Annotated in this window: 10 protein-coding genes; 6 read left to right on the forward strand and 4 right to left on the reverse strand. The window is 70.7% G+C overall.

Translation table 11 applies throughout. The features are described 5' to 3' along the window. Positions 1-1872: type I polyketide synthase (locus ACWCP0_RS38765; RefSeq protein WP_451083427.1), on the reverse strand; the 1872-nt coding region annotated here is incomplete at its 3' end. 209 nt (positions 1873-2081) lie between these two features. Here ACWCP0_RS38765 and ACWCP0_RS38770 point away from each other — a divergent pair. After that, on the forward strand, positions 2082-2489 hold the full coding sequence (locus ACWCP0_RS38770; RefSeq protein ID WP_451083428.1) for a YybH family protein: 408 nt from the start codon (positions 2082-2084) through the stop codon (positions 2487-2489). A 190-nt stretch (positions 2490-2679) separates the two neighbouring features. Here ACWCP0_RS38770 and ACWCP0_RS38775 read toward each other — a convergent pair whose 3' ends face one another. Both ACWCP0_RS38775 and ACWCP0_RS38780 read right to left on the reverse strand, forming a co-directional pair. Continuing rightward, positions 2680-3168, reverse strand: a complete 489-nt coding sequence (locus tag ACWCP0_RS38775) for a pyridoxamine 5'-phosphate oxidase family protein (RefSeq protein ID WP_451083429.1) — start codon at positions 3166-3168, stop codon at positions 2680-2682. A 58-nt stretch (positions 3169-3226) separates the two neighbouring features. Then, complete coding sequence (locus ACWCP0_RS38780) at positions 3227-4537, reverse strand: flavin monoamine oxidase family protein (protein ID WP_451083430.1); 1311 nt, start codon at positions 4535-4537, stop codon at positions 3227-3229. Positions 4538-4793: 256 nt separating this feature from the next. On the opposite strand from ACWCP0_RS38780, the gene ACWCP0_RS38785 reads away from it, so the two are divergent. The 3 genes from ACWCP0_RS38785 to ACWCP0_RS38795 all read left to right on the forward strand — a co-directional run bounded on the left by ACWCP0_RS38785 (position 4794) and on the right by ACWCP0_RS38795 (position 7488). Next, entirely contained in the window at positions 4794-6155 is a 1362-nt protein-coding gene (locus ACWCP0_RS38785; RefSeq protein ID WP_451083431.1) for an FAD-dependent oxidoreductase, read from the forward strand. Between the two features lie 23 nt (positions 6156-6178). After that, positions 6179-6625 carry a nitroreductase family deazaflavin-dependent oxidoreductase gene (locus ACWCP0_RS38790; RefSeq protein WP_451083432.1) on the forward strand — a complete coding sequence of 149 codons (447 nt, stop codon included), beginning with the start codon at positions 6179-6181 and terminating at the stop codon, positions 6623-6625. 95 nt (positions 6626-6720) lie between these two features. Next, positions 6721-7488, forward strand: coding sequence for an SDR family oxidoreductase (locus ACWCP0_RS38795; RefSeq protein WP_451083433.1), 768 nt, complete (start codon positions 6721-6723; stop codon positions 7486-7488). Positions 7489-7588: 100 nt separating this feature from the next. On the opposite strand, the gene ACWCP0_RS38800 is transcribed toward ACWCP0_RS38795, so the two are convergent. After that, positions 7589-10870: a BTAD domain-containing putative transcriptional regulator gene (locus tag ACWCP0_RS38800; RefSeq protein ID WP_451083434.1), complete on the reverse strand. Its 3282-nt coding sequence runs from the start codon at positions 10868-10870 to the stop codon at positions 7589-7591. 190 nt (positions 10871-11060) lie between these two features. Here ACWCP0_RS38800 and ACWCP0_RS38805 point away from each other — a divergent pair, with 190 nt between their 5' ends. Next, positions 11061-11825, forward strand: coding sequence for an SDR family oxidoreductase (locus ACWCP0_RS38805; protein WP_451083435.1), 765 nt, complete (start codon positions 11061-11063; stop codon positions 11823-11825). Positions 11826-11986: 161 nt separating this feature from the next. Further along, positions 11987-13606, forward strand: a complete 1620-nt coding sequence (locus tag ACWCP0_RS38810) for an MFS transporter (protein WP_451083436.1) — start codon at positions 11987-11989, stop codon at positions 13604-13606. Positions 13607-13870: the final 264 nt, after the last annotated feature.

Here is a 13870-nt window from a genome sequence, read left to right on the forward strand (position 1 = left end):
TCCGGTGAGGTAGTCGGGTGTGATGCCCCAGGATTCGACGAGGCGGTACATGGCGACTTCGATGGCGAAGAGGGCGGGTTGGGTGTATTCGGTGCTGTCCAGGCCGTCGCCGCTGGTGATGACGTCGGTCAGCGGGCGTGTGAGCAGTGGGTCGAGGGCGGCGACGGTCTCGTCGTAGGCGGTGGCGAAGGCTGGGAACGCCTTGTACAACTCCCGTCCCATGCCCGTCCGCTGGCTGCCCTGCCCGGTGAACAGGAACGCCGTCCTCCCCGGCTCCGCCGTGCCCGTCACCACGTCGGCGGCGGGTATGCCGTCCGCCAAAGCGCGTACACCGTCGATCAGCCGCGCCGCGTCCGAACCGACCACGACGGCACGACGGTCGAAGGCTGTACGGGACGCGGCCAGCGACAGGCCCAGGTCGGCGGCGCTGTGCCCGGGATGCCGCTCGACATGGGCCGTCAGACGCTCGGCCTGGGCCCGCAGGGCAGTGTCGCTCTGCCCGGAGATCACCCAGGGCAGCACAGCGGGGACAGCGGGGAAGGCCGGGACAGAGGTGGCCGCCGCGGCAGCCGGAGCCGACTCGCCCGCCCGGGACCGTTCGGCGTCAGGCGCCTCGGAGACGACCATATGGCAGTTGGTGCCACCCATGCCGAACGAGCTGACGCCCGCGATCAGTTCACGGTCCGGCTGCGGCCACGCGCTCAGTTCGCGCTGCACGGCAAGGCCGAGCTCGGCCAGCGGAATCCGCGGGTTCGGCGTCTCGAAGTTCAGGCTCGGCGGGAGCTCGCGGTGCGAGAGGGCGAGCAGCACCTTGACCAGGCCCGCGATGCCCGCGGCGCCTTCCAGGTGGCCGATGTTGGTCTTGACCGAGCCGACACGCAGCGCCGAGTCCGCGCCCCGCCCTGCGCCGAGGGCCGCGCCGAGCGCCGCCGCCTCGACCGGGTCGCCGACCGGGGTGCCCGTGCCGTGGATCTCCACGTACTGGACGGCCCGCGGGTCGACGCCGGCCCGCTCGTACGCCAGCCGCAGGACCTGCTCCTGGGCGGCGGCGCTGGGCCGGGTCAGGACCTCGGTGGCCCCGTCGTTGTTGACCGCGCCGGCGCGGATCACGCCGTGGATCCGGTCGCCGTCGGCGAGGGCACGCGCCAGCGGCTTGAGGATCACCACGGCGCAGCCCTCGCCGGGCACGAAGCCGTTGGCGCGGGCGTCGAAGGCATAGGTCGTGCCGTCGGGCGAGAGCGCGCCGAAACGTTCCTCCGTTACGACGTTCTCGGCGAGGAGGTTCAGATTGACGCCGACGGCGACGGCCGTCGCAGACTCGCCGCTGCGCAGGCTCTCGCAGGCGAGATGGACAGCGACGAGCGACGAGGACTGGGCGGCGTCCACGGTGAGGCTCGGGCCGCGCAGACCCAGGTGGTACGAGACGCGGTTGGCGATGACGCCCCGGTTCACGCCCGTCATCGTGTGCTGGGTGACGGCCTTGGTCCCGTACTGGTAGAGCAGGCCGGCGTAGTCGTCGCGCAAGGTGCCGACGAAGACGGAGGTCGGGGTGTCCCGAAGGCTGGAGGGGACGATCCCGGCGTCCTCCAGGGCCTCCCAGGTGAGTTCGAGGACCAGTCGCTGCTGTGGATCCATCGCGGCGGCTTCGCGGGGCGAGATCCCGAAGAAGCCGGCGTCGAAGTCCTCGACGCCGTCGAGGAAACCGCCCCGCAGGCCTGCGGGGACTCCGGCCTCCGAGGCCCAACGGCCCTCGGGGGCTTCGGAGACGGCACTCGATCCGGTGCGCAGGAGCTCCCAGAAGGCCGTGTGATCCGCCGCTCCCGGCAGCCGGCAGGAAAGCCCGACGACAGCGATCGAATCGTTGTGCTCCACAGCTGACCCCCACAAAGCATTAAGAGTTCGATTCGTATTCGGCTTTCACCGACCCTACTAGGAGATTCATTGGCCCCCGCCAGTGCGCGGTAATGTGGCGGTAACTCAATGCATTACCTGGCGATGTATGGCCGGTGTGCCGCTGCGGGATAAGTTTTCGCCGAGTTCATGGAATGCCTTGTCCCTCAATTGAGCGGGAGTAATTCGCCATGGCAGCGAATCAGGACACTGCAGATGCTCGTGCACGGCGCACGCGCGATGTCGAGGAGCATGTGGCGCACTATGTGCGGCTGTTCAACGCCGGCGACGTCGACGCGGTGAACGAGATGTACACGGAGGAGGCCGTTGCGGTCTGGGAGCCGGGCAAGCCGCTCTCCGGCCAGGAGCGGAAGGATTCCGTCCGGGAATTCCTGGCGGCGGGTCCGAAGATGGAGGCGAAGATCCGCCACTCGTACGTGACGCCCGACACCGCCCTGCTCGTCGTGGACTGGAACATCGAGAGCAAGGACAAGGACGGGGCGCCGGAGCGTTTCGAGGGTGTCGGTCTCGATGTCCTGCGTCGTGGCAGCGACGGCACATGGCGTTACGCGATCGACGAGCCGTTCAGCGAGGTCTGAGCGGAGCGCTCCGACGACACCGCGCAACGCGGCCGAGCAAGGCCGAACGAGGACGGCGTCCGGGAACCCCCCGGACGCCGTCCTCGTGTGCTTCGGTGTGCCTGAGCGCCCGTGTGCCCGTGTGCCCGTGCGCCTCTGCGTCTGTCCGTTTGTTCGCTTGTCGGCTTGTTCTGTTTGTTGCGCCTCGGCGTCAGCCCGCATCCTCCGGCTGCCAGATCCTGCTTCTCATGTCCCGGCCGCGCAGGACCTGCACACGGAACGGATCCATGCGCAGCAGCCCGTACTCCGGATCCGTCGGCCCGCCCTTCCAGTAGTGGATCGGGTCGTAGCCGACACCGGGCGGGGAGCCCTTCCGGTACAGCTCCCACACCTCCCGCTTGACGTTCTCGTCCTCCACCCACCGCGCCACGCTGTCGACGTAGGCGGCGTTCTGCCGCGGATTCCAGTACGAGCACGTGACATGCGGGTTGTTGCGGATGTGGGCGGTCTTCACCGGCGTCTTGTACGCGGCGATCCAGCCGACCGGGCGGCCGTCGACGACCTCCCAGATCGGCAGCAGCACCCGCGCGCGCGGCCGGCCCTTCCTGTCGACGGTGATCAGCGAACAGTAGACGATGTCCTTGACGTACTGATGGAACTCGTCCTGCAGTTCGGCGAATTCCTCTACTCGCGTCGCCACGGTCCTGTGTCCTTGTCCTTCTCGGAGCTCGGAGTTCTGTCGGTCGTTCCTGCAGGGGTCACCTGGATGCGATCACGGCCGCCTGCTCGGCCGCCCGGAAACCGGTCTCGATCGCGCCGTCCACAAAGCCGTGCCAGCCGTTCGCGATGCCGTCGTTGGCGAAGGTGATACGGCCGTGCGGCTGCTGGAGCTCGGGAAGCCGGACCAGCTGGCCGGGCCTGCGCAGCGCCCAGCCGCCGAGCGCGTACGGGTCGCGGCCCCAGTCGTGCGCCTTGTAGGCGACGAGCTCGGCCTGCGGAAGCAGCCGGGCCAGCAGGTCCCGTATGTGGTCGGGCCGGGACGGGTCGAAGTCCGGGTGCTGGCTGTAGCCCGTCAGCAGCTGCTCGCCGTTGTCGAGCACGGCGTGCGTGAACATCGGTGTGAGCAGACCGCCCTCGTCGTCGCGCACATGCACAGGACCGAAGTCGCCGCGCACCCGCAACCAGACGCGGCTGCTGTGCGGCACGCTGATGCCCTGCGCGGCCACCTCGGCGTGCGCCGCGGGCAGGCCCGGCTCGAAGTCGATGGTCCGCCATATGTTCGCGGGCGTGGCGACCACGGCGACCGGGGCGGAGAACCGCTTCCCCGACGCGGTGGTCACGTGCACGAGCCGGCCGTCGTCGGCGATGCGGGTGACGGGCGTGTGGAGATGCAGCCGCGCCTGCGCGTCGTTGAGGATCTCCTGGGCCAGGGCCGACATGCCGGATGCCGGGGCCTGGCCCTCGATGGTGATCCAGCCGGCGAGTTCGCCGCCCGCCAGCTGCCACCACTGGGCGAGGGCCTCGTACGCGCCGTTCTTGCTGTGGCCGCCGGAGAAGCCGGCCACCAGCGTGTTGATCCATTTGTCGTCGCGCGGGGCGAGCTTCAGCCCGTCGAGGCGCTCGCGCAGCGACTGCCCGGCGACGGTCCGGATCGTCTCCCCGGCGGCGAGCGGGTCGTGCGGATCGGGGAGGAGTTCGTCGGAGCCCTCGAAGATGATGGTCAGCAACTCGCCGAGGCGGCCCAGGGCCTCATCGCCGTCGAACGATTCGAGCTTCCCGTCCCCGGTGGGGAAGACGGCCCACTCCGGCACCGGCAGGACGTCCTTGACCAGCGGAATGCCGTACCGCCCGAGCTCCTTCGTCGCGAGCTCCTGGCGGGGCGAGAACCAGCCGCCGCCGTACTCGATCATCACGCCGTCGAACGTGTCCGTCCATGTGCGCCCGCCGATGCGGTGGCGCGCCTCCAGCACGAGCGGCCGCAGCCCCCGGGCATTGAGCTCACGTGCGGCGGTGACCCCGGCAAAGCCGGCGCCGATGACTATCGCGTCGAATTCACGATCAGTTGTCATGGTGCCTCTCTTCGACAGAAGGAGCGGAAGCGTAGGGGCTGTTTGGCGCCAACCTAACCGTGCCCGCTATTTCCTGCGGTCATGGCCCGGTAATCTATTCGGGAGAAAAAGACATACGATCCGTTGATTACCGTGCAGTGGGCGGCGTCTGCAATGCTTGATGAGCGCGGTGAGTCGGTAGTGGCCGGGCCCCGCATACCTTGGCCGGGAGAGCCAGTCGACGATTCTCCCCCAAGGATTCAAGGGAGTTGCCGCAATGCCGAATCAGAAGAGAAACCGCGCCGTCGTGCTCGGCGGAAGCATGGCGGGACTGTTAGCGGCTCGTGTCCTGGCGGACTCGTACGCCGAAGTCGTCGTGGTCGACCGCGACATACTCGCCGGAGTGACCGAACCTCGGCGCGGTGTGCCGCAGGGCCGTCAGGTGCACGGACTGCAGGCCCGGGGACAGCAGATCATCGAAGAGCTGTTTCCCGGAGTGACGAAGCAGATCGTCGCCGACGGCGGAGCGGTCGGCGACATGGGCGAGAACATCCGCTGGTATCTGAACGGGAAGCGCCTGGCGAAGGTGCAGACCGGTCTTACGGCACTGACCGTCACCCGCCCCTTCTTCGAGAGGCACGTCCGGAACCGGGTCCTGGAAACACCGCGGATCTCCTTCCTCGAGGAGCACGACGTCGTAGGCCTGGAGGCCACGGCCGACGCCGGCCGGATCACCGGCGTCCGCGTGTCGCGGCACGGCGTGGAGGGAGGCGGGACGCGGGTCCTCGACGCCGACCTGGTCGTCGACGCCACGGGGCGCGGTTCGCGCACGCCCGTCTGGCTCGAGGAGCTGGGCTACGAGCGGGTCGAGGTGGAGCGCAGGAGGATCGGGCTGGGCTATGCCTCCCGCCTCTACCGGATCCGCGAGGACCCCTACGAGAAGGACGGGATATCCATCGCGGTCGTCTCCTCACCCACCGCTCCGCGCGGCGCGATCGCCGCGAAGCAGGAGGGCGGCCAGGTGATCGTCACCGCGTACGGAATCCTCGGCGACCACCCCCCGGCCGATCCCGAGGGCTTCGACGCCTTCGTCCGGTCCCTGCGACTCCAGGACGTCCACGAGGCGGTCCAGGGACTCGAACCCGTCGGCGACCCCGTCGCGTACCGCTTCCCCGCCAATCAGCGCCGCCGCTACGAGACCATGACCCGCTTCCCCGACGGCCTGCTGGTCACCGGCGACGGCGTGTGCAGCTTCAACCCGGCCTATGCGCAGGGCATGACGGTCGCCGCCCTCGCCGCGCTCACCATCCGCCGGCACGTCTCGGCCGACGCGCCGCTCGACCCGCTGCAGTACCTCCGCGACCTGGCCCGAGAGGCCGTCGACGGACCGTGGGAACTGATGGTCGGCGGCGACCTGGCGTTCCCCGGCGTCGAGGGGGAGCGGACCCCGAAGACCCGGCTCTTCCTCGCCTACATGTCGTTGGTGCAGAAGGCCGCCGTGCACGACGAGGACGTCACCCGCGCCTTCCTGCGGGTGTTAGGCCTCGTCGATGCCCCCGACGCGCTCCTGGAGCCCGGCCTGATGCATCGCGTCCTGCGGGCGTCCGGGGCCGCCGAGAGTGCCGGGATCGAGTTGTAGAGATCCGGACAAGGAGAACAGCAATGTCAGCCTGGGATGCCGACGCACCGGTCGTAGACAGCCCCGACCGGTCGGTCGAGGAGCATGTGCGCCGCTACATCGCCACCAACGGCCAGAGCGGCTACATGGAGGGCGGCTGCACCAATCTCATCCTCACCTACAAGGGCCGCAGGAGCGGCAACCTCTACCGCACCGGCCTGTTCTTCGGCGAGGACGACGGCCGCTACATCCTCGTGGCATCCGGCTCGGCCATCACGCACACGCATCCCCAGTGGTACCTGAACGTGGTCGCGAACCCGGAGGTACAGGTGCAGGTCCTCGCGGAGAGGTTCGCCGTCCGTGCCTCCACCGCGGAGGGCGAGGAGCGGGCACGGCTGTGGAAGCTGATGACCGACCGGGCCCCCATCTACCACACGTACGAAGCCAGGACCCGCCGTGTCATTCCGGTCGTCGTCCTCGAGCGCATCTGACCAGCCGCATCCGACCAGCCGCATCTGTCCCGGCGCGTCCGAGCAGGCGCATCCGACCACGCGTATCAGACCACGCGCATCCGACGAGGAGAGTCATGAGCAAGTACGCGGGCAAGAAGGCCGTCATCACCGGGGGCACGCACGGCATGGGCCTCGGCGTCGCCAAGGCCCTCCTGGACGAGGGCGCGGAAGTCCTCGTCACCGGCCTCAACGAGAAGAACATCGAAGCGGCGCGCGCCGAGCTGAAGGGCCGGGCCGCGCACGTCGTACGCTCCGACGCCGCCCGCATCGACGAGGTCAGGGCGCTGCGCGGCACCGTCGAGGAGAAGCTCGGCCGCATCGACTTCGTCCACGTCAACGTCGGCATCGCCGAACTCGTGCCCTACGACCAGGTCACCGAGGAGGGCTACGACCGCATCTTCGACATCAACACCAAGGGCGCCTTCTTCACGGTGCAGCAGCTCGCACCGCTGATCGACGACGGCGGCGCGGTGCTCTTCACCACCTCGATCGCCGACGACATGGGGTACCCGGGCATCACGGTCTACGGCGGCGCCAAGGCGGCCCTGCGCACCTTCGCCAAGGGCTTCGCCGCCGAGCTGATGCCGCGCGGCATCCGCGTCAACTCGCTGAGCCCGGGGCCGATCAAGACCCCGTCCATGGGATACCCGGCGATGCCCGACGAGGAGAAGGACGCCCACGAGAAGGAGATGAACGAGATCAGCCCGATGAAGCGGCACGGCACGATCGAGGAGATCGCCGCGGCCACGCTGTTCCTCGCCTTCGAGGCCACCTTCACCACCGGCGTCGAGCTGGTCGTCGACGGCGGCCTCGCCCAGGGCATCATCCCCGCCGCCGCGTAACGTCCCCCTGCTCGACCCACGGCTCACCGCCTCCATGACGGCCCTGCCGGTCATGGAGGCGGTGAGCCGTCCCTGCCGCGGACGGCCGGGCGCGCAGCCGTCACCCGCAGAGCGACGACAGCTCCACGCCCCATCCCAGCTCCGCGCCCGCGCCGAACGCGGCCTCGAAGTCCTCGTCCCCGAGAGCCGCCCGCGCCACCGCCGTCACCCGGTCCACATCGCCCCGCTCCGCCGCCGGCAGTGGAGCGCCCACCGACGCGCGTGCCGCCGCAGCGGCCCCCAGCAGCCGGGCGGCCTGTGCATGACGCCCCGCCAGCGCATGCGCACCGGCGAGTCCCTCCAGTGCCAGGGCGACCGCCCGCGGATCGCCGGTGTCCCGCGCCGCGGCCAGCCCGTCCTCGTGGAGGGCCAGCGCCCCCTGAGCGTCCCCGCGCAGCTCCGCGATGAAGCCGAGCTCGGCAAGGATCAGCGCCGCACCGTACTCCGCGTCGAACTGCCTGTTCCACTCCAGCCAGTTCCGCAGATGGGCCTCCGCCTCGTCCAGCCGTCCCCGGCGCCGCGCGCCCAGAGCGAGCCCCACCTCCGCGAACTCCTCGGCCGGCTTGTCCCCCTGCTCGACCGCCAGTCGGCGACCCCGCTCATGGAACTCCTCCGCGCGGGCATGGTCCCCCGTCAGCAGAGCGATCCGGCCGAGTTCCGACCACCGGACGGACGCCTCCGTCCACAGCCCGAGGTCCTCCGCCACACGCAGACCGTCCCGGTGCCAGCGGCCCGCCGCCGCATAGTCCCCGGCGATCTCCGCCAGCCTGCCGAGCACCGCCATCGCCTGCAACTGCCCCCATCGGTCGCCGACTTCGCGGAACAGGGCCAGGCTCTCCTCACCGTCCCGCCGGGACAGCTTCAGGTCACCGCACACGTACCGCTGCATGCCGCGCGTGCTGAGGACGGCCGCGATGCCCCAGCGGTCGTCCAGCGCACGGAACTCGGCCAGCACCCGGTCCGTCAGGTCCTCGCCCACCGCCATGTCACCGAACTTGGTCATGGCGAAGCCGAGGAACCAGCCCGCCCTGGCCCGCTCGTGCGGGTCGCCGATGTCCTCGTACAGCGTCCGTACGGCACCGCCCTCCCAGGCGGGGTCCGCCTCGTCGCCCGACAGCATGCTCATCCCGGCCCGCCACACCACGGCCGGCTCCACGGAAGTGCCGGGCGCACGAGGTGCGCCCGGCGACTCGGGCGCACCGGCAGGCGTACCACCAGGCACGGCCAGCGCCATGGCCAGCGAACGCTTCGCCTCGGTCAGACGTCCCCGCAGGAACCAGTACCAGCTCATCGCCCGCACCAGCCGCAGCGCCAGGGCCGCGTCACCGTCGACCGCGGCGCCGTCCAGCGCGCTGCGGACGTTCGCCGTCTCGACGTCCAGCCGCCGCAGCCACCGCTGCTGGTCCGCGCCGCGCAGGAACGCGTCGGCGCCCTCCGCGAACGAGACGTAGTAGTGGGCATGAGCGCGCCGCACCTGCTCGTGGTCGCTCGCCCGCAGCCGCTCCAGGCAGTACGCCGCCATCGACTCCAGCAGCCGGTACCGGGGACCGTCGGCGTCGTGCGCGACCAGGACCAGGGAGCGGTCCACGAGCCGGGCCAGCAGGTCCACCACCTCGGACGGCTTCACGCCGTCCCCGGCACAGACCGTTTCGGCGGCCTCCAGCGTGCAGCCGTCGGAGTGCACCGCCAGCCGCCGCAGCACGATCTGCTCGGCGGCCGTGAGCAGTTCCCAGCTCCAGTCGATCATCGCCCGCAGTGTCTGCTGCCGCGCCGGAGCGCCCCGGTGTCCGCCCGTCAGCAGCCGGAACCGGTCGTCGAGACGCTCCGCGAGCTCCTGCACACCCAGCACCCGCACCCGTGTGGAGGCCAGCTCCAGGGCGAGCGGAATCCCGTCCAGACGCCGGCAGATCGCCGCCACCGCACCCGCGTTCTCCTCGGTGATCGCGAAACCGGGCGACACGGCCGCCGCCCTCGCCTCGAACAGCTGGACCGCGCTCGACTGCCGCAGCACCGACGGCGCGGCGGCGGCCCCCGGCAGATCCAGCGGCGGCACCGACCACAGTCGCTCGCCGGCGATGTCCAGCGGCTCCTGGCTGGTGGCCAGAATCCGTACGTCCGGCGCGCCCCGCAGCAGCGCCTCCGCCAGCCGCGCGGCCGGTTCGACGACGTGCTCGCAGTTGTCCAGGACCAGCAGCAGCTGCTTTCCGCGCAGCGCCCCGGCCAGGCGGTCGATCAGCGTGTGGGGCCGCCCGGCGGGCATGGGCCCGGGGCTCGTGTCGTCGCGTATCCCCAGGGTGGCGGCGACCACCTCGGCCAGTGCGTCCACCGAGTCGGCAGGCCCTGGCTCGGCGGGATGCGCCTGTGTGGCCAGCTCCACCAGCCAGGCACCGTCCGCGAAGGACCCGGCCAGCCGGGTCGCGATCTCCACGGCGAGCCGTGTCTTGCCGACCCCGCCGGGGCCGGTCAGGGTCACCAGCCTGCCGGACTCCAGCACGCCGCGGACCTCGGACACCGACTCCGACCGCCCGATCAGATCGGTCACCGGGGTGGGCAGGTTCGTACGGGGACGGGTCGGCGTCGCGGCATCCACGGGCGTCGCCAGCAGGCCCGGGTCCTGCCGCAGGATCTCCCGGTGCAGTGCCACCAGCTCAGGGCCCGGCTCGAGGCCCAGCTCCTCGTCCAGGCGGCGGCGCAGCTCGTGGTAGCTGTCCAGGGCCTCGCTCGGGCGCCCCGCCCCGTACAGCGCACGCATGTGGGCGGCGCGCAGGCGCTCCCGCAGCGGATGCCGGCCCGCGAGATCGCCCAGCTCCCCGGCCAGCAGGCTGTGCTCGCCCAGCTCCAGGCGGGCCTCTGCCTGCTCCTCCAGCGCCAGCAGACGCTGCTCCTCGAGCCGGGCGACCGCCGCACGGACGAACGGCTCGTCCGCGAAGTCGGCGAACGCGGGCCCGCGCCACAGCGACAGCGCCTCGGTCAGCAGAGAGGCCCGCTCGCGCGCACCGTCCGCCGTACGGGCCCGGCGGGTCAGCGCGACGAACCGGTCCGAGTCCACCGCGGCGTCCGCGACGCCCAGCAGATACCCCGGCGGGCGGTGGACCACGAGGTCCCGGCCCCCGGCCCGGGTCAGGGCGCGCCGCAGCCGCGACACCCGGGTCTGCAGCGCTCCGGCGGGGTTGGCCGGCGGCTCCTCGCCCCAGAGGTCCTCGACGAGCCGGTCCGCGGAGACGACCCGGCCCGGGTCCACGAGCAGAGCCGCGAGCAGAGCCCGGACCTTGGACTCCGGTACGACGACAAGTTCGCCGTCCGCCGTCCAGACGGCCAACGGACCCAGTACCCCGAAACGCATGCCAGTCACCGTAGTGCGGGCCGGTCATCGCCTGGTGTGTCAGCGCACCGGCAGCACCTCCGGCGGTGCACCGCCGGCGTTCCGACAGCGTTCCGACAGCGGACCTCAAGGGCCCGCCCGCAGGGTTGCTCCCGCCGGAAGACCCCGGCGCCACAGATCGCAGGCACCACACGTGAACAGGGAGACAACCATGAGCAGGTTCGCGGGCAAGAAGGCCGTCGTCACCGGGGGGACGCACGGAATGGGCCTGGCGATCGTCAAGGCGCTGCTCGAGGGAGGAGCCGAGGTCGTCCTCACCGGCCGCAACGAGAAGAAGATCGAGGAGGCGCGGACCGAGGTGAAGTCCGGCGAGGCGCACGTCGTGCGCTCCGACGCCGCCAGCATGGCCGACATCAAGGCCCTCGCCGACTTCGCGCAGGAGAAGCTGGGGCGTGTCGACTGGCTCTTCGTGAACCACGGCATCGCCGAGGTGCAGAGCCTCGAGGAGGTGACGGAGGAGTCCTGGGACCGGCACTTCAACGTCAACACCAAGGGTGCCTTCTTCACGGTGCAGAGCCTGTCGCCCCTCATCAACGACGGCGGCTCGATCGTCTTCACCACGGTCGCCAACGACCTCATCTACCCCGGCATCAGTGCCTACTCCGCGTCGAAGGACGCGGTGCGGGCGTTCGCCCATGTACTCGCGGCGGAGTTCCTGCCCCGCAAGATCCGGGTGAACTCGCTGGCCCCCGGCTTCATCAAGACCCCGACCATGGGCGTCGCCGGACTGACGGACGAGGAGCGCCGCGAGTTCGAGAAGCAGGGTGACGAGACGACTCCGCTGCGGCGCAACGGCACGGTCGAGGAGGTCGCGGCGGCCGCGCTGTTCCTCGCCGCCGACGCGACCTTCACCACCAACGTCGAGTTCCCCGTCGACGGCGGCTTCGCGCAGGGCCTGCTCAGCGCCGCCCACTGACCACCGCGCCCGATCACTCCGCGCCTGATCAAAGCCTGACCGATCACACGTCGGACCCCGTGCGAGCGGGGTCCGGCAGCCCTCTTGAACACCCGAACACCCGAACGCCCGAACGCGCGAACACCCGAACACCTTGGACACGAGGACGGAAGGCCATTGCCATGTCTGCGAATGCTGTCTCACCCACTCCGCGCGCCGGACGGCGTGAATGGGCAGGGCTGGCGATGCTGGCGCTGCCCAGCATCCTGCTGTCCCTCGACGTGACCCTGCTGCACCTCGCCGTACCCCATCTGGGAGCCGCACTCGAGCCGAGCAGCACCCAGATGCTGTGGATCATCGACATCTATGCGTTCATGATCGCCGGATTCCTGGTCACCGCGGGCAGCCTCGGTGACCGCATCGGCCGCCGCAAGCTGCTGCTGGGCGGCGCCACGGCCTTCGGGATCGCCTCGGTGCTGGCCGCCTACGCGAACAGCGCGGAGATGCTCATCGCCGCCCGCGCCCTGCTCGGCATCGCCGGCGCGACGCTGATGCCCTCCACCCTCGCCCTGATCACCAACATGTTCCAGGACGCCAAGGAGCGCGGCACCGCCATCGGCATCTGGGCCGCCAGCTTCTCGGTGGGCATCGCGCTCGGCCCGGTGGTCGGCGGCGCCATGCTGCAGTTCTTCTGGTGGGGCTCGGTCTTCCTCGTCGCCGTACCCGTCATGGTGCTGCTACTGATCACCGGACCGGTCCTGCTTCCCGAGCACAAGGACGAGAACGCCGGCCGCATCGACATCGTCAGCGTCCTGCTTTCCCTGGCCGCGATCCTGCCGATCGTCTACGGCGTCAAGGAGATCGCCAAGTACGGGGTGGAGACCGCGTCGGTGATCGCCGTCGTCGTCGGCCTCGTCTTCGGCGTCCTCTTCGCCCGCCGCCAGCTGCGGCTCGACGACCCGATGCTGGACCTGAGCCTCTTCCGCAGCCGCGCCTTCAGCGTCGCCCTGGGTGTCATGCTCTTCGCCGCCGTCGCGATGGGAGGCATCTACCTCTTCGTGACCCAGTACCTGCAGATGGTCGCCGGGCTCTCCCCGCTGCACGCCGGTCTGTGGCTGCTCCCCGCCGCCGGTCTGCTCATCGGTTCGTCGATGCTCGCCCCCGTCCTGGCCCGCCGCCTGCGGCCGGGCACGGTCACCGGAATCGGCCTGATCCTCTCGGCCATCGGCTATGTGATCCTCACCCAGGCCGACCCGGCCGACAACGGACTGGCCTACGTCCTCGTCGGTTTCAGCTTCGTCTACACCGGGATCGCGCCCATCATGGCGATGAGCGTGTCCCTCATCGTCGGCTCCGCACCCGAGGAGAAGGCGGGCGCCGCCTCCGCCCTGCAGCAGACCAGCAGCGACTTCGGTCTGGCCGTGGGCATCGCCGCCCTCGGCAGCCTGGGGACCACCGTCTACCGCAACGGGGTCACCGGCGAACTCCCGGCCGACACCCCGGCCTCCGTCGCCGACGCCACCCGCGACACCCTCGCCAAGGCGCTCGAAGCCACCCAGGGCCTGCCCGGCTCGCTGGCCGACCGGATCATCACCCCGGCCCGCGAGGCCTTCGCGTCCGGGCTCAACACCATCGCCGTCATCAACGCGGTGCTGGTCACCGCTCTTGCGGTCCTCGCGGTCACCATGCTGCGCCACGTCCCGCCGACCGGCTCCGCCGCACCCGAAGCGCCCGCGGACGAGCCCCTCGCCGCCGCGGACGAGCCGGTGAGGCCGGCGCAGCCCGCCGTCGCCGAGCGGTAGGGAGCCGCCGCACACGTTCCAGCCGTGCATGCAACATCCGACGCCGATCCGATCCCGGTGCCGGCCGGCCGCAAAGGCCCGGTCCGGCACCGGGATCGGACGTTCCCTTGGGCGGGCGGCGGGCGGCGGGCGGCGGGCCGGATGCCGGGTTGCGGACGCCTCTTCTTCCCGCACAAGGACGGAGACAAACCCTCCAATTACCCGTGGGCGACCGCGAGTTCCTGGCCCGCCTGTAGGTTTCCGTAGGCCAAAAACAAACCACTC

Source organism: Streptomyces sp. NPDC001970, from assembly GCF_053594115.1.